Source organism: Paraburkholderia xenovorans (assembly GCF_046030735.1).
GTDB lineage: Bacteria > Pseudomonadota > Gammaproteobacteria > Burkholderiales > Burkholderiaceae > Paraburkholderia > Paraburkholderia xenovorans_A.
The window spans coordinates 23,525-41,993 of sequence record NZ_JAQQBV010000035.1; the positions used below are offsets into that span (position 1 = coordinate 23,525).

The 18,469-nt window shown below is 65.3% G+C and carries 15 protein-coding genes; 7 read left to right on the forward strand and 8 right to left on the reverse strand.

The features are described from left to right. Together radA and PQQ51_RS27385 are read left to right on the forward strand one after the other, a co-directional pair. Entirely contained in the window at positions 1 to 1,377 is a 1,377-nt protein-coding gene (gene radA / locus PQQ51_RS27380) for a DNA repair protein RadA (protein WP_408500204.1), read from the forward strand. Between the two features lie 142 nt (positions 1,378 to 1,519). Beyond that, entirely contained in the window at positions 1,520 to 1,798 is a 279-nt protein-coding gene (locus PQQ51_RS27385; protein ID WP_408500205.1) for a DUF2866 domain-containing protein, read from the forward strand. A gap of 105 nt (positions 1,799 to 1,903) precedes the next feature. On the opposite strand, the gene PQQ51_RS27390 is transcribed toward PQQ51_RS27385, so the two are convergent. Together PQQ51_RS27390 and PQQ51_RS27395 are read right to left on the reverse strand one after the other, a co-directional pair. Next, on the reverse strand, positions 1,904 to 3,010 hold the full coding sequence (locus PQQ51_RS27390) for a CaiB/BaiF CoA transferase family protein (protein WP_408500279.1): 1,107 nt from the start codon (positions 3,008 to 3,010) through the stop codon (positions 1,904 to 1,906). 109 nt (positions 3,011 to 3,119) lie between these two features. Further along, positions 3,120 to 5,066 carry an ATP-binding cassette domain-containing protein gene (locus tag PQQ51_RS27395; RefSeq protein WP_408500207.1) on the reverse strand — a complete coding sequence of 649 codons (1,947 nt, stop codon included), beginning with the start codon at positions 5,064 to 5,066 and terminating at the stop codon, positions 3,120 to 3,122. Positions 5,067 to 5,202: 136 nt separating this feature from the next. On the opposite strand from PQQ51_RS27395, the gene PQQ51_RS27400 reads away from it, so the two are divergent. Further along, positions 5,203 to 5,682 carry a glutathione peroxidase gene (locus PQQ51_RS27400; RefSeq protein WP_408500208.1) on the forward strand — a complete coding sequence of 160 codons (480 nt, stop codon included), beginning with the start codon at positions 5,203 to 5,205 and terminating at the stop codon, positions 5,680 to 5,682. A 73-nt stretch (positions 5,683 to 5,755) separates the two neighbouring features. On the opposite strand, the gene cls is transcribed toward PQQ51_RS27400, so the two are convergent. The 6 genes from cls to dapC form a co-directional block, all read right to left on the reverse strand. Next, complete coding sequence (gene cls, locus PQQ51_RS27405) at positions 5,756 to 7,195, reverse strand: cardiolipin synthase (RefSeq protein WP_408500210.1); 1,440 nt, start codon at positions 7,193 to 7,195, stop codon at positions 5,756 to 5,758. A gap of 37 nt (positions 7,196 to 7,232) precedes the next feature. Then, positions 7,233 to 8,117 (reverse strand): 50S ribosomal protein L3 N(5)-glutamine methyltransferase, encoded by an 885-nt coding sequence (gene prmB, locus PQQ51_RS27410; RefSeq protein ID WP_408500212.1) that lies wholly within the window; start codon positions 8,115 to 8,117, stop codon positions 7,233 to 7,235. A gap of 16 nt (positions 8,118 to 8,133) precedes the next feature. Beyond that, positions 8,134 to 9,273 carry a succinyl-diaminopimelate desuccinylase gene (gene dapE / locus PQQ51_RS27415; protein ID WP_408500214.1) on the reverse strand — a complete coding sequence of 380 codons (1,140 nt, stop codon included), beginning with the start codon at positions 9,271 to 9,273 and terminating at the stop codon, positions 8,134 to 8,136. Between the two features lie 90 nt (positions 9,274 to 9,363). Continuing rightward, positions 9,364 to 9,729, reverse strand: coding sequence for an ArsC family reductase (locus tag PQQ51_RS27420; protein ID WP_408500216.1), 366 nt, complete (start codon positions 9,727 to 9,729; stop codon positions 9,364 to 9,366). Then, positions 9,729 to 10,556 carry a 2,3,4,5-tetrahydropyridine-2,6-dicarboxylate N-succinyltransferase gene (gene dapD / locus PQQ51_RS27425; RefSeq protein ID WP_408500218.1) on the reverse strand — a complete coding sequence of 276 codons (828 nt, stop codon included), beginning with the start codon at positions 10,554 to 10,556 and terminating at the stop codon, positions 9,729 to 9,731. The genes PQQ51_RS27420 and dapD overlap by 1 nt, the downstream gene beginning before the upstream one ends. Before the next feature lie 92 nt (positions 10,557 to 10,648). Next, a complete protein-coding gene (gene dapC / locus PQQ51_RS27430) occupies positions 10,649 to 11,866 on the reverse strand; it encodes a succinyldiaminopimelate transaminase (RefSeq protein WP_408500220.1) in 1,218 nt (405 codons plus the stop codon). 368 nt (positions 11,867 to 12,234) lie between these two features. On the opposite strand from dapC, the gene PQQ51_RS27435 reads away from it, so the two are divergent. From PQQ51_RS27435 to PQQ51_RS27450, 4 genes are all read left to right on the forward strand, one after another. Beyond that, complete coding sequence (locus PQQ51_RS27435) at positions 12,235 to 12,366, forward strand: hypothetical protein (protein ID WP_408500222.1); 132 nt, start codon at positions 12,235 to 12,237, stop codon at positions 12,364 to 12,366. Next, a complete protein-coding gene (locus tag PQQ51_RS27440; RefSeq protein WP_408500224.1) occupies positions 12,363 to 13,349 on the forward strand; it encodes a DMT family transporter in 987 nt (328 codons plus the stop codon). The genes PQQ51_RS27435 and PQQ51_RS27440 overlap by 4 nt, the downstream gene beginning before the upstream one ends. Positions 13,350 to 13,519: 170 nt before the next feature. Beyond that, positions 13,520 to 17,038, forward strand: a complete 3,519-nt coding sequence (smc, locus tag PQQ51_RS27445) for a chromosome segregation protein SMC (RefSeq protein WP_408500226.1) — start codon at positions 13,520 to 13,522, stop codon at positions 17,036 to 17,038. Positions 17,039 to 17,144: 106 nt separating this feature from the next. Then, entirely contained in the window at positions 17,145 to 18,416 is a 1,272-nt protein-coding gene (locus tag PQQ51_RS27450) for a cell division protein ZipA C-terminal FtsZ-binding domain-containing protein (RefSeq protein ID WP_408500228.1), read from the forward strand. Positions 18,417 to 18,469: the final 53 nt, after the last annotated feature.

Below are 18,469 nucleotides of genomic sequence, written 5' to 3' on the forward strand. Positions count from 1 at the left end.
GTGGCTAAACAGAAAACGTTGTACATCTGCAGTGAATGCGGCGGGCAATCGCCGAAATGGGCCGGGCAGTGCCCGTCATGCCAGGCGTGGAACACGCTGGTGGAGTCGGTCGCGGAAGCGCCGTCCACGCACCGCTTCCAGTCGCTGGCGAAGAGCGCGCCGGTGCGCCGTCTCGCCGACATCGAAGCGTCGGACGTGCCGCGCTTCTCCACCGGCGTGAGCGAATTCGATCGCGTGCTGGGCGGCGGTCTGGTGCCGGGCGGCGTGGTGCTGATCGGCGGCGATCCGGGGATCGGCAAGTCGACGCTGCTGTTGCAGTCGCTCGCGGAAATCGCCGCGGACAAAAAGGCGCTCTATATCAGCGGCGAAGAATCGGCTGCGCAGATCGCGTTGCGCGCGCAACGGTTGTCGCTGCTGGAACCGGGGTCGAAGGCGAGCGAGCTGCAACTGCTCGCGGAAATTCAGCTCGAAAAAATCCAGGCCACGATCGCCGAGCAGCGTCCCGACGTCGCCGTGATCGACTCGATCCAGACCGTCTATTCCGACGCGCTGACTTCGGCGCCCGGTTCGGTCGCGCAGGTGCGCGAGTGCGCGGCGCAGCTCACGCGGATCGCCAAGCAGTCCGGCACCACGATCATCATGGTCGGCCACGTGACGAAGGAAGGTGCGCTGGCCGGCCCGCGCGTGCTCGAGCACATCGTCGATACGGTGCTGTATTTCGAGGGCGACACCCATTCGTCGTATCGGCTGGTGCGCGCGATCAAGAACCGCTTCGGCGCGGTGAACGAACTCGGCGTGTTCGCGATGACCGAGCGCGGCTTGCGCGGCGTCGCCAATCCGTCGGCGTTATTTCTGTCGCAACACGAACAGTCGGTGCCGGGCTCGTGTGTGCTGGTCACGCAGGAAGGCACGCGGCCGTTGCTCGTCGAAGTGCAGGCGCTGGTGGACGCGGCGAACGCGCCCAATCCGCGGCGGCTCGCGGTGGGCCTCGAACAGAACCGGCTCGCCATGTTGCTCGCAGTGCTGCACCGGCATGCCGGCATAGCCTGTTTCGATCAGGACGTGTTTCTGAACGCGGTGGGCGGCGTGAAGATTACCGAGCCGGCCGCCGACCTCGCGGTGCTGCTCGCGATCCATTCGTCGATGCGCAACAAGCCGCTGCCGAAGGGACTGGTGGTGTTCGGCGAAGTGGGCCTCGCCGGCGAGATCCGGCCGTCGCCGCGTGGGCAGGACCGGCTGAAGGAAGCCGCCAAGCTGGGCTTCTCGGTCGCCGTGATTCCTAAAGCCAATGCGCCGAAACAGCCGATCGAAGGCTTACAGGTCGTTGCGGTGGAACGGATCGAACAGGCCATCGACCGGGTGCGCACGCTCGAATAGACGGGGCTTCGGCGTCGGCGGCGGGGGTTTTCCCGGTAATGCGCCGTAAATATCCCCATATTGTCTGTAACCTGGCAGACATGCCTTTTTTCTAAGCTGCAAGGGTATTGCATCCCTTCTGATGCCGAAAAAGGATCGCGCCTTGAAACAGTCATACGAAACCGCCGCCGAGCGACCGATCCAGGTGCGCGGCTGCCGCGTCTCCGCGCCGATTCGCCAGCCTTGGGGCGGCGCTTGCCGGATCGTCGAGTGGATCGACACGACCGGCCAGATTTCGCGCCGGGTGGTCGCCGAGCATGCCACTGCCGCCGAAGTGCGCGCGACGATCAACCGTCACGTGGAAGGCCGCAAGCATGTGCTCTACGACGACGAAAAAACGCCGCGCCAGGTGTTGCCGCGGCAGACCGTGGTGCGGCGCTGAGCTCTGGCGGCGAGCGGGGCGCACTGCGTCGTTGCTTCGCCGGGCGCCGACAAAAAGGATGACGTAACCGCGCTCGCGTTGAGTTCAACGCGAGCGCGGTTACTTTTATGACGACGTGTTCGCAGCCGGCGGTCGGCCAGTCGTGCGGATTTTGCCTTTGCCGTCATCGCTTTCCGGTTCCGCTGCTTCTGCGTCTAGTCCGCCCCAGACTTGTGGATTGAACAACGGATGCCGCGCCGCTTCGGCGGCCGTGAGCACCGGCGAGACGCAGCAGTCGAGCGGCTCGAGCAATTGTGCCCACTCCACCAGCGGACGCTTGCCGATCAACTCGGCGAATTCGCGCGTCAACGCGGCCGCGTCCGGGCCGCCGATCGCCTGACCCAGGCTCCAGTGGCGCGTCGCCCACTCGGGCCGGTCCAGCGCCATGCAGAGCGTTTCCCAGAACTTCAGTTCCAACGCACCTACCGCCAGCCAGCGCTCGTCGAGCGTGCGGTACAGGTTGTAGCAGGGCACGCCGCCGTTCAGCAGGCCTTCGCCCGCGGCCGGCGCCACGCCGTCGTTGGCGAGCGCGACTTGCGCGACGACGTTGTGCGCATGCGTGACGTGGGTCATCGACACGTCGACGAAACGGCCTTCGCCGCCGCGCGCCACGTGCCACAACGCGGCGAGAATCTGCGTGACCGCGCTCAATGCGCCGCCGAGCAGGTCGGCGATCTGGAAATTCGGCAGGATCGGCGCGCCGTCACGATCGGCCAGTTGATCGAGCACGCCCGCGTAGCCGATGTAGTTCAGGTCGTGGCCGGCGTGGTCGACGAACGGGCCGCTCGCGCCGTAGCCCGTGATCGCGCAATAGACGAGCCGCGGATTGAGCGCACGCAGTGTGTCGTAGCCGATGCCGAGCCGCTCCATCACGCCGGGCCGGAAACTTTCGATCAGCACGTCCGCTTCGGCTGCCAACGCACGCAATACGTTGCACCCCGCGGCCGATTTCAGATCGAGACGCGTCTCGCGCTTGCCGCGGTTGACCAGCCGGTAAAACGCGCCGGGCCGGCCGGCCACGCGATCGCTCGACGACTGCATCATCACGCGGGTAGGGTCGCCGGCGCCGGGCGCTTCGATCTTCAGCACTTCGGCGCCGAGTTCGGCAAGCCGCAGCGCGGCGACCGGACCGGGCAGCAGACGGGTCAGATCCAGCACGCGCAAGCCTTGCAGCGCGGGCGGCGCCGCAGAGGATAACGACGCGGAGGATGACGCGGATGATGTCGTAGGTGCCAAGGCCAAGCCCTCATCGATCCGGCGCGGACGCTGAAACCAGGTGCCGTCAGCCGATTTGTTCGAGTTCCTCATGAGTCTCGAGCCATTCGGCTTCGAGCGTTTCGAGGCGCGCGTTCACGTCTGCCTGACGGCGGATCGCCTCCGTCAGTTTGTTCTTCTGCTCGGGCTCGTAACTCGCCGGATCGACGACGAACGCGTCGAGCGTTGTCTTCTCCGCGTTGAGCGCGTCCATTTCCTTTTCGATCTTCGTGATGCGGCTTTGCAGCGGCTTTTTCAGGTGCGCGAGCTTCTGACGCGTTTCGGCTTCCTGACGCCGCTGTTCCTTGCGATTGACGCCGTTATCCGCGTCGAGGCCGCTGTCTTTGCCGTTCGCCGCACCGGCCTTCAGCGCCGCGCGTTGTTCGGCCGCGTGTTGCAGCAGCCAGTCGCGGTAGTCGTCGAGATCGCCGTCGAATTCCTGCAGACGGTGCTTCGCGACCAGCATGAATTGATCGGTGGTGGCGCGCAACAGGTGACGATCGTGCGAGACCAGAATCAGCGTGCCCTCGAACTGCGCGAGCGCCATGGTCAGCGCATGACGGGTTTCGAGATCCAGGTGGTTGGTCGGTTCGTCGAGCAGCAGCAGATTCGGCTTTTGCCAGATGATCAGCGCGAGCGCGAGACGTGCCTTTTCGCCGCCGGAGAACGGCGCGATTTTCGCGGTCGCCATTTCGCCGGAGAAATTGAAGCTGCCGAGGAAGTCGCGCAGCTCCTGCTCGCGCGTGTCCGGCGCGAGCCGCGCGAGATGCTGAAGCGGTGTGTCGTCGGCGCGCAGCGTTTCGAGCTGATGCTGCGCGAAATAGCCGATGCGCAGACCCTTGCCTTCGCGCACGTGGCCGCCGAGTGCGTCGAGCGTGCCGGCAAGCGTCTTGATCAGCGTGGACTTGCCCTGGCCGTTCGCGCCGAGCAGGCCGATGCGCTGGCCGTTCTGGATCGACAGCATCACGTGCTGGACGATCGGTATCTCGACGCCGTCGTTTTCGTTGCGATAACCGCAGCGCACGTCTTCCATCACCATCATCGGATTGGGCGCGGATTCGGGCGTGCGGAATTCGAACGTGAACGGCGACGCCGCATGCGCCGGCGCGATCAGCTCCATCTTCTCCAGCGCCTTCACGCGGCTTTGCGCCTGCCGCGCCTTGGTGGCCTGCGCCTTGAAGCGGTTGATGTAACTCTGCAAATGCTCGACCGTGCGCTGCTGCTTCTCATACGCGCTCTGTTGCAACGCGAGCTGCTGTGCGCGCAGCACTTCGAATTGCGAGTAATTGCCGCCGTACCGCTTGATCTGCTGATGCTCGAGATGCAGCGTGACGTTGCAGACCGAATCGAGAAATTCGCGATCGTGCGAGATCACGACCAGCGTGCCCGGATAACGGTGCAGCCAGTCTTCGAGCCAGACGATCGCGTCGAGGTCCAGGTGGTTGGTGGGTTCGTCGAGCAGCAGCAGGTCCGAGCGGCACATCAGCGCCTGTGCGAGATTCAGCCGCATGCGCCAGCCGCCCGAGAAGCTGCTGACCGGCTCGCGTGTCTGATCCAGCGTGAAGCCGAGGCCGAGCAGCAACGCTTCGGCGCGGGCCGGCGCGGTGTAGCCGTCGGCGTCGGCGAATGCCGCGTGCGCTTCGCCTTCGGCGGCGCCGTCGTGCGCGGCGGAGGCCGCGGCGATGCGCGCTTCGATCGCGCGCAACGCGGCGTCGCCGTCGAGCGTGTAGGCGAGGGCGGTTTTGTCCGCGGCCGGCGTTTCCTGCGCGACGTGCGCGATCTGCCACGTCGGCGGGATCGAGAAATCGCCGCCGTCCGCATGCAGTTCGCCGAGCAGCACGGCAAACAGCGTGGACTTGCCCGCGCCGTTCGCCCCCACGAGCCCCGCCTTTTCGCCAGGGTTGAGGGTGAACGTGGTGTTGTCGAAGAGCGGCTTGGTGCCGCGCGCGAGACTGAACTGGTTAAAGCGGATCACGAAGAGGCCGGCTGAAGAAAAACGCTATTTTAGACTGCCGGGCGTGACACCGGGCGCTCAGGCGCCATCGGCCATTCGGCCGACTGTACCGGCGCGGCTTTTGGCATAGACTGACGGCTTTCACGGGGGAGCACACATGACATCGATCTATTCGTTTGCGGCACGCACGCTCGGCGGCGAGGAAGTGAGCCTCGAGCAATATCAGGGCAAGGTGCTGCTGATCGTCAACACGGCGAGCGAATGCGGGTTCACGCCGCAGTACGCGGGTCTGCAGAAGGTGTACGACGCGTATGCGGCGCGCGGTCTCGCGGTGCTGGGTTTTCCATGCAACCAGTTCGGCAAGCAGGAGCCGGGCGACGCCGCGCAGATCGGCAGTTTCTGCGAGAAAAATTATGGCGTGACCTTCCCGATGTTCGATAAGGTCGATGTGAACGGCGCGAATGCGCACCCGCTGTTCCGCTATCTGACGGGCGAAGCGCCGGGCCTGCTCGGGCTCGAAGCGATCAAGTGGAACTTCACGAAGTTTCTGGTCGACCGTACAGGTGAAGTGGTGAAACGCTATGCGCCGCTCACGAAGCCTGAGGCGATTACCGCGGACATCGAAAAGTTGTTGTGATGCTCGGTTGTGAAGCGTGGCCGTGAAGCGTGGCTTTGATGTAGGCGGTCGACCCGCACGCTTGTTCGCGCCGTCAAAGGATCGGCGCGAACAGCCGCGCGACGTGCATCAGCACACGCCGCAGCGCGCTCGATTGCCGGTACTCGTTGCGGTCGATCTCGACGGATTGCGCGAAGTCCTCCAGCAGCATTGCTTCGACTTCCTTTGCAAAGCCGCGGTCCACCGTGAGCACCATGATTTCGAAGTTGAGCCGGAACGAGCGGTTGTCGAGATTCGCGCTGCCGATTGCCGCCGCCGCGCTGTCGATCAGCACGACTTTCTGATGCAGGAAACCCGGTTGATAGCGGAAAATCCTGATGTTCGCGCGCAGCGAGTCGTACGCATAAAGTTTCGACGCCTGGAACACCACCACGTGATCGCGCCGGCTCGGAATCAGAATGCGCACGTCCACGCCGCGCAGCACGGCGAGCCGTAGCGCGGCGAACACCGCCTCGTCGGGGACGAGATAAGGCGAGGTGATCCAGATCCGCTCGCGCGCCGCATTGATCGCTTCGACGAAGAACAGCGAGCAGGTCTCCTGCTTGTCCGCGGGGCCGCTCGGCACCACGAGGCAATGCATGCCGTCGTCGGTCGGCTCGAACGCCGGCATGTCGAACTCGGGCAATTGCTGGGTCGCCCAGTGCCAGTCTTCGGTGAATACAAACTGGATGCTGGCCACCGCGGGCCCGCGCACTTCGATATGCGTGTCGCGCCACGGCGAGAGCGGCGGCTTGCCGCCGAGATATTCGACGCCGACGTTATGGCCGCCCACGAACGCGCGTTCGCCGTCGACGGAAACGATCTTGCGGTGGTTGCGGAAGTTCAGTTGCAAGCGGTTCACGAAGCGGCGATTGGTCGCGAACGGATGCGTTTCCACGCCCGCTGCGCGCAGCGCCGCCACGTAGCGGTGCGGCAGATCGAAGCTGCCGATGCTGTCGTACAGGAAGTACACGCGCACGCCTTGCCGGGCTTTCGCGATCAGCGCGTCTTTGAGCATTTCGCCGAGTGCGTCGTCGCGCACGATGAAGAACTGCACGATCACGTAGCGGCGCGCGCCTTCGATCGCTTCGAAGATCGCCTCGAAGGTCGCCGCGCCGTTCACCAACGTGCGCACCGAATTGCCCGGCAGGAACGGCATGCCGCCGAGCCGCGTAAGCGAATGCACGAGCCGCGAGCCGAGTTGCTGCGTCGGCACGCCCGCCGACGAAGCCCGCGAGTCCCATTCCGGCGGATGAGCGCGCGTGCGCAGCAATTCGTTTTCGACGCGGCGTGCATCCGCGTAGCCGGCGAACTTGCTGCGGCCGAGAAACAGGTACGGCACCAGCGTCAGATACGGCATCGCGACCAGCGACACGGCCCACGCCACCGCGCCTTGTGAGGTCCGCGTGTTGAGGATCGCGTGGCACGCGGCGACCACGCCGAGGATGTGGGCGAGGGCAACCAGCGTGCCGATGTGAAGCAGGTCGAATTGCATAGGCGGGCGGTGGAGGGCGCGAGAGCGTGCCGGATCCTCAGTGCGGCAGATCCCTTGCCTGGATCAGGAACACGTTGTCGTCGCCGGCGCTGGTCGACAGCCAGACCAGATCGAGGCCGCCGAACGCCGCTTCGACGTTCGCGCGCTCGTTGCCGATTTCGACCACCAGCACGCCGTCGTCGGTGAGCCAGTTGCGCGCGTCGGCGATGATCCGCCGCACGATGTCCATGCCGTCCGCGCCACCCGCCAGCGCCATGTCCGGCTCGTGCTTGTATTCAGCCGGCAACTCCTGCATCGAGCCCGCGTTTACATACGGCGGATTGGTGATGATCACGTCGTAGCGGCGCTCGGCGAGCGGTGCGTACAGATCGCCGTCGAACAGCGCGATACGGTCGTCGAGCTTGTAGTCCATCACGTTGCGCGTCGCGACTTCGAGCGCGGGCGCCGACAGATCGACCGCGTCGATATCCGCGTTCGGGAACGCGTGCGCGGCGAGGATCGCGAGGCAGCCGGAGCCGGTGCACAGTTCGAGCACGGCGCTCACCTGCTCGGGATCTTCGACGTACGGTTGCAAACCGTCCTGCAACAACTCGCCGATGAACGAGCGCGGCACGATCACGCGTTCGTCCACGTAGAAGCGAAAGCCGTGCATCCACGCTTCCTGCGTGATGTAGGCGGCCGGCACGCGTTCGGTCGCGCGGCGTTCGATCACGCTCAGCACCGCGTCGACTTCGGCCGGGGTCAGCTTCGCGTCGAGAAACGGGTCGAGCAGGTCGAGCGGCAGATGCAGCGTGTGCAGCACGAGATACGCGGCTTCGTCGTAAGCGTTGGCGGAGCCGTGGCCGAACGACAGTTCGGCCTGATTGAAGCGCGATACCGCGAAACGCAGCAGGTCGCGCACAGTGGAAAACGGGAGCGTCATCGCAATTAGTCCTGGGTCAGGCGATCAGTTGTTCGAGCACGCGGCGATACACGTTCTTCAACGGCTCGATGTGTGCGACGTCGATATGTTCGTCGATCTTGTGGATGCTGGCGTTCAGTGGGCCGAACTCGACCACCTGCGGGCAGATCCGCGCGATGAAGCGGCCGTCCGACGTGCCGCCGGTGGTGGAGAGTTCGGTCGTCACGCCGGTTTCGTCCTTGATGGCCGTGGCGAGCGCGTTCGACAGATCGCCGCGCGGCGTCAGGAACGGCAGGCCGCTCACCGTCCAGTGCAGATCGTATTCGAGACCGTGTTTGTCGAGGATCGCATGCACGCGGGCTTGCAGTCCTTCCACCGTGCTCGCGGTCGAGAAGCGGAAGTTGAACAGCACGTCGGCGTGGCCCGGAATGATATTGCTGGCGCCCGTGCCGCTATGGATGTTCGACACCTGCCACGTGGTGGGCGGAAAGTATTCGTTGCCGTCGTCCCAGCGTTCGGCCACCAGTTCGGCGAGCGCCGGTGCGAGCAGATGCACCGGATTCTTCGCCAGATGCGGATAGGCGATATGACCTTGCACGCCTTTGACGACCAGCTTGCCCGACATCGAACCGCGCCGGCCGTTCTTCACCATGTCGCCGAATTGCGCGCTCGACGTCGGCTCGCCGACGATGCAGTAGTCCATCCGTTCGCCGCGCGCCTGCAACGCTTCGACCACCTTGACGGTGCCGTCGGTCGCGGGGCCTTCTTCGTCGCTCGTGATCAGGAACGCGATCGAGCCGCGATGCGCGGGGTGCGCCGCGACGAATTCCTCGCTCGCCACCACGAAGCCGGCGATCGACGTTTTCATGTCCGCCGCGCCGCGGCCGTAGAGCTTGCCGTCGCGATGGGTGGGTTCGAACGGCGCGGAGTGCCACTGTTCGAGCGGGCCGGTCGGCACGACGTCGGTGTGGCCGGCGAACGCGAGCAGTTTGCCGCGCGTGCCGTCGGTGCCGCGCCTGACGGCCCACAGGTTGGTCACGCCGTTCGATTCGATCGTCTCGTGCTCGAAGCCGAGCGCGGACAGACGTTCGATCAGGAGGCGCTGGCAATGCTGGTCGTCGGGCGTGACGGACGCGCGCGAGATCAGTTGTTCGGTAAGGGCGAGGGTGCCGGACATGGATTCAGTACAAGCCACTTTGAAATGAAAAAATGCCGGCTGGCGGTGGGACACCGCAGCCGGCAACAGCTTTTGACGCAACGCAATCGCTCAGGCGAACAGCGCCGCGTAGTCGTCTGCCGCGAAACCGAGCGACTTGACCCGGCCGTTGACCACCAGCACCGGCCGCTTGATCACCGACGGCTTGTGGATCATCAACGCGATCGCGCCGGACTGCGTTTGCGCGGCGGCTTTCATGTCGTCGGACAGGCCACGCCACGTGGTGCCGCGGCGGTTCAGCAGCGCGTCGAGCTTCACGTCTTTGAGCCAGTCCTGCACGAGCGGCTCGGTCACGCCGTGTTTCTTGAAGTCGTGGAACTCGAACTCGACGCCGTGTTCTTCCAGCCACACACGGGCTTTCTTCACGGTGTCGCAGTTCGGGATGCCGTAGACGACGGTTTTGGTGCCGCGCGCCATCAGTCGCCTCGCAGCAACTCGTTCAGGCCGACCTTCGCACGCGTCTTCGCGTCGACCTTCTTCACGATCACCGCGCAGTACAGGCTGTGCGAACCGTCTTTCGACGGCAGGTTGCCCGCCACCACCACGGAGCCCGCCGGAATGCGGCCGTAGGTGACTTCGCCCGTTTCGCGGTCGTAAATTTTGGTGCTCTGGCCGAGGTACACGCCCATCGAGATCACCGAGTTTTCCTCGACGATCACGCCTTCCACGACTTCCGAGCGCGCGCCGATGAAGCAGTTGTCTTCGATGATGACCGGGTTCGCCTGCAGCGGCTCCAGCACGCCGCCGATGCCCACGCCGCCCGACAGGTGCACGTTCTTGCCGATCTGCGCGCACGAGCCGACGGTGGCCCACGTGTCGACCATCGTGCCTTCGTCGACATACGCGCCGATGTTGGTGTACGACGGCATCAGCACGACGTTCTTCGCGATGAACGAACCGCGGCGCGCGATGGCGGGCGGCACCACGCGGAAGCCGCCGGCGGCGAAGTCTTCAGCGGTGTAGTTGGCGAACTTCGACGGCACCTTGTCGTAGAACTGGGTGTAGCCGCCAGCAGCCAGCGGCGCGTTGTCTTCCAGGCGGAACGACAGCAGCACGGCTTTCTTCAGCCATTGATTGACGACCCAGTCGCCGTCCTTCTTTTCGGCGACGCGCAACGCGCCTTTGTCCAGTTGCTCGATCGCGTGAGCGACGGCTTCGCGCACGTCGGCCGGAGCGGCTTTCGGCGACAGCTCGGCGCGGTTTTCCCAGGCGGTGTCAATGATCTGCTGAAGTTGTTGCGACATATGCGTGCTTTTCTGAAGAGTTGAAGTCTGAAGAAGGGAGTGCGGTGCGCGGAGCTGCTGAATTCGAAAACGCGCGAAAACGTGCGAAAAACTCAGCCCGCGAGCGCGCGGCAAAAATCGACGATGCGTTGCGCGCCTTGTGTGCATTCGTCGACATCGGCGACGAGCGCGAGGCGCACGAAATTGCGGCCGGGGTTCACGCCGTGCGCGGTGCGCGCGAGGAACGAGCCCGGCAGAACCGTCACATTATAGTCGGCGTAGAGACGCTGGGCGAACTCGGTGTCCGTGAGGCCCGTGCGCGACACGTCTGCCCACAGGTAGAACGCGGCGTCCGGCAGGCGCACGTCGAGCACGTCGGCGAGCATCGGCGTGACGGTGGCAAACTTCCGCACGTATTTTTCGCGGTTCTCGCGCACGTGGGTTTCGTCGTTCCATGCGGCAATGCTGGCGTTCTGGAACACCGTCGACAACGCCGCGCCGTGGTACGTGCGGTACAGCAGGAAATCTTTCAGGATCGCCGCGTCGCCGGCCACGAAGCCCGAGCGCATGCCGGGCACGTTCGAGCGCTTGGACAGGCTCGACAGCATCACGAGGCGGTCGAAGCCGCGACCGAGCTGGTGCGCGGCTTCGAGGCCGCCGAGCGGCGGGTTCGCCTCGTCGAAATATATTTCCGAGTAGCACTCGTCCGACGCGATCACGAAGCCGTAGCGGTCCGACAGCGCGAACAGTTCGCGCCAGTCGTCGAGCGTTAGCACGGCGCCGGTCGGATTGCCCGGCGAGCAGACGAACAGCAACTGGGTGCGCGCCCAGATGTCGGCAGGCACTGCCGAGTAGTCGCACGCGAAGTTGCGCGCCGGGTCGCTATTGACGAAATACGGTTGCGTGCCGGCCAGAATCGCCGCGCCTTCGTAGATTTGGTAGAACGGGTTCGGACAGAGTACGATCGCAGGCTCGCCCGTGGCGTTCTTCTTCGGGTCGAGCACGGTTTGCGCGAGCGAGAACAGCGCCTCGCGCGAGCCCGATACCGGCAGCACCTGAGTGGCCGGATCGACCGGCGGCAGGTTGTAGCGCTGCGTGACCCATTTCGCGATCGACTCGCGCAACGCCGGCGTGCCAAGGGTTGCCGGATAGGCGGCGAGGCCGCCGAGCGACGCGATCACGGCTTCGCGAATCAGCTCGGGCGTCGGATGTTTCGGTTCGCCGATGCCGAAGCTGATGTGCGCGAGGCCGGCGGGCGGCGTGACGTCCTTGAAAAGCGCGCGCAGCTTTTCGAACGGATAGGGCTGAAGGGAGTCGAGTAGCGGGTTCACGGAGCGGATCGAGCCTGATCGAAGATGAGCGCAGAGGAATGCTGGAAGCGGTTGGGCGAGTAGGCCGATCGCCGTGGACCGATTCGGAACGGGTACGCACGGCGCTTCGCGAACACTGCGCGAAGCTGCCAGGGCAGCCCGCGAGCCGATCGTACGGCATACACGGCAAGCGCAACGAGCGGCCGATTATAGCGTGGCGCGGGCCCGTTCGCGGCCCGCAACAAGTGGTGTCACGGGCCGTTGGCCGACTGGATGATGCAGCAAAGCGATTGAGAGATCGCTACCACCCGCCAGGCGCGCAGGCATGCGACGCAGCGGGAACGACGCGAACCGCCGACGGTTCGCGCAAAAAAGAAGCAGGAGCAGCAATGTACGTAGCAGCAACGGACACATTCGTGCACAACGGGCGCAACGGTGCCGCAACCGGCAAACCCAGCCGCAGCAACAACGCCAATAGACCGGCCACGCGCACGCGCACCCACGCGAGCGTCGCGCCATGAACCACTCGCTTCGCAACGGCTGGCCGACGCTCGCGATCATGCTGGGCGCGTCGGTATGGGGGATGATCTGGTATCCGCTGCGCATGCTCGCGGCGCTGGGCATCACGGGCACGGCGGCCAGCGCGCTGACGAGCGCCGCGGGTTGCCTGTTCGTGCTCGCGGTGCGCCACCGCGCGCTCAAAACGGTGCGCTGGCACTGGCTGCTGCCGGCGCTCGCGCTGGCGGCGGGCATCACCAATCTCGGCTTCGTGTGGGGGTCGATCCACGGTCAGGTGATGCGGGTTCTGCTGCTGTTCTATCTGACCCCGGCGTGGACCGCGCTGTTCGCGCATTTCATCCTGCACGAGCGGTTGACCTGGTCGGGCGCGGCGCTCGCGGCGCTGTCGCTCGTCGGCGCGATGACGATGCTGTGGTCGCCGCAACTCGGCCTTCCGGTGCCCGGCAACCTCGCTGAATGGGCGGGGCTGGCCGGCGGGATGGGCTTCGCGATGAGCAATGTGCTGATCCTGAAGACGAGCCGCGTCTTGCCGGACATGAAGCCCGAAATGCGCACCGCGACGGTGTTCGGCGGCGCGGCGCTGTTCGGCGCGTGCGCGTCTTTCTTCGAAGCGATGCCTGCGCCGCCCACCGGCGCGCATCTCGGCACGGCAGTCTGGCTGGTGCTCGGCCTCGGTTTCCTGCTCGCATCGAACAACATGCTGGTGCAATACGGGCTCGCGCGCGTGCCGGCCAACCGTGCGTCGATCATCATGCTGTTCGAGATCGTGGTCACCGCGCTGTCCGCGTGGATTTTCGCCGGCGAGACGCCGGGTCCACGCGAATGGGCGGGCGGCGTGTGCATCGTGCTGGCCTCCGCGTTGTCCAGTTGGGTGCATCGCACGAAGTCTGTTCCGCCCGACGCAGCCAATCTGGCCGAGGACGGCGAACCAGGCGCAAACCCCGACTGTAAGGACGGTAAGAACCGCTCACGCGCGATGGTATGATTGCCCCTCATCAGCCGACGCGCGCCTTGACGGCATGCGGACGGCGCCCGAGTCGCGGAGTGTCGCGCGCTGTTTTTAGCTGTCTTTAGCTGTTTCGCTGCTTTGTCGCGAACGGCCGGCGCGGCCTCCACGAGCCACCTTTTTTTCCCTTTTCAAACAGCGAAATCGCCGTGCGTCTGACCTCGATCAAACTCGCTGGCTTCAAGTCATTCGTCGATCCCACGCATTTCCAGGTTCCGGGCCAACTGGTTGGCGTGGTCGGACCGAACGGGTGCGGCAAGTCCAACATCATCGACGCCGTGCGCTGGGTGCTCGGCGAATCGCGCGCGTCCGAGCTGCGCGGCGAATCGATGCAGGACGTGATCTTCAACGGCTCGACCGCGCGCAAGCCGGGTAGCCGCGCCAGCGTCGAACTCGTGTTCGACAACGCCGACGGCCGTGCCGCCGGCCAGTGGGGCCAGTATGCCGAAATCGCCGTGAAGCGCGTGCTCACGCGCGACGGCACCTCGAGCTACTACATCAACAATCTGCCGGCGCGGCGCCGCGACATTCAGGACATCTTCCTCGGCACCGGTCTCGGGCCGCGCGCGTACGCGATCATCGGGCAGGGCATGATCGCGCGCCTGATCGAGGCGAAGCCGGAAGAGCTGCGCGTGTTCCTCGAAGAGGCCGCGGGCGTGTCGAAGTACAAGGAGCGCCGCCGCGAGACCGAGAACCGTCTGCACGACACGCGCGAGAATCTGACGCGGGTCGAGGACATCGTCCGTGAGTTGAGTTCCAACCTCGAAAAACTCGAGGGGCAGGCTGTGGTCGCCACGCGTTACAAGGAACTGCAAACCGACGGTGAAGAGAAGCAGCGTCTGTTGTGGCTGCTGCGCAAGAACGAAGCCGGTGGCGAGCAGGAGCGCCAGAAGCGCGCGATCGAGCAGGCGCAGATCGACCTCGAAGCGCAAACCGCGAAACTGCGCGAAGTCGAAGCGCAACTCGAAACGCTGCGCGTCGCGCATTATTCCGCGAGCGACGCGATGCAGGGCGCGCAGGGCGCGCTGTACGAGGCGAATGCCGAAGTCAGCCGGCTCGAAGCCGAGATCAGGTTCATCGTCGAATCGCGCAATCGCGTGCAGGCGCAGATCGCCGCGCTGACCGCGCAGCGCGAGCAGTGGCAGTCGCAGGCGCACAAGGCGCAAGACGATCTCGCGGACGCCGAAGAGCAGCTCGCGGTCGCCGAAGAAAAAGCCGCGCTGGCCGAAGACGAAGCCGCCGCGAAGCACGACGCGATGCCCGCACTCGAAGCCCGCTGGCGCGACGCGCAAACCGAACTGAACGCCGAACGCGGCGGGATCGCGCAGACCGAACAGGCGTTGAAGCTCGAAGCCGCGCATCAACGCAATGCCGATCAGCAGTTGCAGCAATTGCAGCAGCGTCACGAGCGTTTGAAGCAGGAAGCAGGCGGGCTGGACGCGCCTGACGAAGCGCAGCTCGAAGACCTGCGCATGCAGCTCGCCGAGCACGAAGAAATCCTGCACGACGCGCAGGCGCGGCTTGCCGACGCGCAGGAGACGCTGCCGCGTCTGGACGGCGAACGGCGCAGCGCGCAAGATCGTGTGCAGTCGGAAAGCGCGCAGATTCACCAGCTCGACGCGCGCCTCGCCGCGCTCAAGCAGTTGCAGGAAAACGTGCAGACCGAAGGCAAGATCCAGCCGTGGCTCGAAAAGCATGAGTTGAATGGGCTGCCGCGTCTGTGGAAGAAGCTGCATGTCGAAGCCGGCTGGGAAGCCGCGCTCGAAGCGGTGCTGCGCGAGCGGCTCGCCGCGCTGGAAGTGTCGAACCTCGACTGGGTCAAGGCGTTCGCTACCGACGCGCCGCCCGCGAAGCTCGCGTTCTACGCGCCGCCGGTCGCGGGTCAGCCGGCGGCCACGCCGCCGTCGCTGCGGCCGTTGCTGTCGCTGGTGCGTATCGACGACGCCGGCATCCGCGCGGTGCTCAACGACTGGCTCGGCCTCGCGTTCGTCGCCGACGATCTGCAGCAGGCGCTCGCGATGCGCGCGCAGTTGCCGGAAGGCGGTTCGTTCGTCGTGAAGGCGGGTCACGTGGTCACGCGCGTCGGCGTGCAACTGTACGCAGCCGACTCCGAACAGGCCGGCATGCTGGCCCGTCAGCAGGAAATCGAAAACCTCGGTCGTCAGGTGCGCGCGCAGGCGCTGCTCGCCGATGAAGCCAAAGCCGCCGCGATCCGCGCCGAAGCCGCTCACACGCAAGCCGCGCAGGCGCTGACCGACGTGCGTCAGCAGTCGGAACGCGCGACCCAGCGCGTGCACGCGTTGCAGATGGACGTGCTGAAGCTCACGCAGGCGCATGAGCGCTACATGCAGCGCAGCACGCAGATTCGCGAAGAGCTCGAGGAAATCACCGCGCAGATCGAAGAGCAGCGCGCGCTGCGCACCGAATCGGAAGCGAATTTCGAGCGTCACGACGGCGAGCTCGCCGAATTGCAGGCGCGTTTCGAAGACAACCAGTTGGCCTTCGAAGCACTCGACGAACAACTCACCGCCGCGCGCGGCCAGTCGCGCGATCTCGACCGCGCCGCGACCGATGCGCGGTTCGCCGCACGCAACATGGCGAACCGCATCGACGAATTGAAGCGCAGCATCCAGGTCGCGCACGAACAGAGCGAGCGCGTGGCTGCTTCGCTGGAAGACGCGCGCGCCGAACTGGAAACGATCAACGAGCAAACCGCGCACACCGGCTTGCAGGACGCGCTCGACATCCGCGCGGTCAAGGAAGAGGCGCTGCACGCCACGCGTCTCGAACTCGACGACCTGACCGCCAAACTGCGCGCCGCCGACGAAACCCGCCTGAGCGCCGAGCGCGCGTTGCAGCCGCTGCGCGACCGCATCAACGAATTGCAGCTGAAGGAACAGGCCGCGCGCCTGAACGGCGAGCAGTTCATCGAGCAACTGGCCGCGGCCGGCGTGGATGAAGCCGAGTTGCAGGCCAAGCTCACGCCGGACATGAAGCCGTCGTACCTGCAAGGCGAAGTCACGCGCATCAACAACGCGATCATCGCGCTCGGTCCGGTCAACATGGCCGCGCTCGACGAACTGAAGGCCGCGACCGAACGCAAGATGTTCCTCGATTCGCAATCGGCCGACCTCAACAACGCGATCGAAACGCTCGAAGACGCGATCCGCAAGATCGACGGCGAAACGCGCACGCTGCTGCAAGGCACGTTCGACGAAGTGAACCGTCATTTCGGCGAGTTGTTCCCGCGGCTGTTCGGCGGCGGTCAGGCGAAGCTGATCATGACCGGCGACGAAATTCTCGACGCCGGCGTGCAGGTGATGGCGCAGCCGCCGGGCAAGAAGAATTCGACGATCCACCTGCTGTCGGGCGGCGAAAAGGCGCTCACCGCCACCGCGCTGGTGTTCGCGATGTTCCAGCTGAATCCGGCGCCGTTCTGTCTGCTCGACGAAGTGGACGCGCCGCTCGACGACGCGAACACCGAACGTTTCGCGAACCTCGTGCGGGCGATGTCGGACAAAACCCAGTTCCTGTTCATCTCGCACAACAAGATCGCGATGGAAATGGCGCAACAGTTGATCGGCGTGACGATGCAGGAGCAGGGCGTGTCGCGGATCGTCGCTGTCGACATGGAAACGGCTGCGGGTTTCGCCCAGAATATCGTTTAAGTAAAAAGCCGCGCGGGCGTCCGCGTTCACCGCAGCGGCCATCGGCCGCGCGACACGTGAGCGGGCGTATAGCCGCGCAGACAGAAGAATTGCTGATGGAGCATGCATGGACGAGTTGACACTCGGTTTGATCGGCGCGGGTGCCGTAGTGGTCGGGGGCGTGGTGGTGTACAACGCGTGGCAGGGCGCCAAGGTGCGCCGCAAGATGCCGCGGCCGATGCCCACCGACACCGCCGAAAGTTTCACGCGCGACGATCACGAAGAACAGAGCCCGTTCATCGAGCCGGCCAGGCCGACCACGCGCCGCGAACCTGTCGTGGGTGCGGACGTGACGAGCGAGCCGTCTTCGACGCGGGTCGAGCCGACGTTCGGCGCGAGCGCCGCGCCGCTCGATACGCCGGCCGATATTCAGGCCGAAACCACCACGCCGAACGGTTATCCGGAAGCGGAAGGCGTCGCGCAAGCCGAAGGTGAGCACGCGGCGGCTGCCGCCGCCGCGCAACCAACCGACGAACCGATCGAACCGATCCTGCCCGCCGCCACGACGATTTCGTCGGCGCCGCCGGCGATCGTCGATCGGCGTATCGATTGCATCGTGCCGATCCGCCTGAACGGGCCGGTGCCCGGCGACAAGGTGATTCCGCTTGCGCAGCGTCTGCGCCGCGCCGGCAGCAAGCCGGTGCATATCGAAGGCAAGCTCGAGGACGGCACGTGGGAGCTGTTGCAAAACGGCGCGCGCTACGAAGAACTGCGCGCGGCCGCGCAACTCGCGAATCGCAGCGGCGCGCTGAACGAACTGGAGTTTTCCGAGTTCGTGACCGGTGTGCAGCAATTCGCCGACGCGCTCGATGCGTCGCCGGAATTCCCCGACATGCTCGAAACGGTTGCGATGGCGCGCGAACTCGACGGTTTCGCCGCGCAGTGCGACGCGCAGTTGTCGATCAACGTGCTGTCGGACGGCGCGCCGTGGTCGGCGAATTACGTGCAGGCGGTGGCTTCGCAGGACGGCCTGCTGCTGTCGCGCGACGGCACGCGCTTCGTCAAGCTCGATGCACGGCAGAGCCCGGTGTTCATGCTGCAATTCGGCGACACCAATTTCCTGCGCGACGATCTGACGTACAAGGGTGGTCAGATGATCACGCTGGTGCTGGACGTGCCGGTCGCCGACGAAGACATCCTGCCGTTCCGGCTGATGTGCGATTACGCGAAGTCGCTGGCCGAGCGGATCGGTGGACGGGTGGTCGACGACGGCCGCCGGCCGTTGCCTGAAACCGCGTTGCTCGCGATCGAAAAGCAACTGATGACGCTGTATGCGAAGCTCGAACAGGCGGGTATTCCGGCCGGTTCGCCGGCCACGCGGCGTTTGTTCAGTCAGTAAGCCCTACGGTTTTCTGTAGCACGCGACGGCCGCACGATGTGCGGCCGTCGGCG

What these genes read in the sequence shown, in the direction of transcription:
- PQQ51_RS27440 (WP_408500224.1), top strand. Translation starts at nt 12,363, where the DNA reads ATGAACCACTCGCTTCGCAACGGCTGGCCGACGCTCGCGATCATGCTG.
- dapD (WP_408500218.1), bottom strand. Translation starts at nt 10,556, where the DNA reads ATGTCGCAACAACTTCAGCAGATCATTGACACCGCCTGGGAAAACCGC.
- PQQ51_RS27420 (WP_408500216.1), bottom strand. Translation starts at nt 9,729, where the DNA reads ATGGCGCGCGGCACCAAAACCGTCGTCTACGGCATCCCGAACTGCGAC.
- prmB (WP_408500212.1), bottom strand. Translation starts at nt 8,117, where the DNA reads ATGACGCTCCCGTTTTCCACTGTGCGCGACCTGCTGCGTTTCGCGGTA.
- dapE (WP_408500214.1), bottom strand. Translation starts at nt 9,273, where the DNA reads ATGTCCGGCACCCTCGCCCTTACCGAACAACTGATCTCGCGCGCGTCC.
- PQQ51_RS27400 (WP_408500208.1), top strand. Translation starts at nt 5,203, where the DNA reads ATGACATCGATCTATTCGTTTGCGGCACGCACGCTCGGCGGCGAGGAA.
- PQQ51_RS27450 (WP_408500228.1), top strand. Translation starts at nt 17,145, where the DNA reads ATGGACGAGTTGACACTCGGTTTGATCGGCGCGGGTGCCGTAGTGGTC.
- PQQ51_RS27435 (WP_408500222.1), top strand. Translation starts at nt 12,235, where the DNA reads ATGTACGTAGCAGCAACGGACACATTCGTGCACAACGGGCGCAACGGT.
- cls (WP_408500210.1), bottom strand. Translation starts at nt 7,195, where the DNA reads ATGCAATTCGACCTGCTTCACATCGGCACGCTGGTTGCCCTCGCCCAC.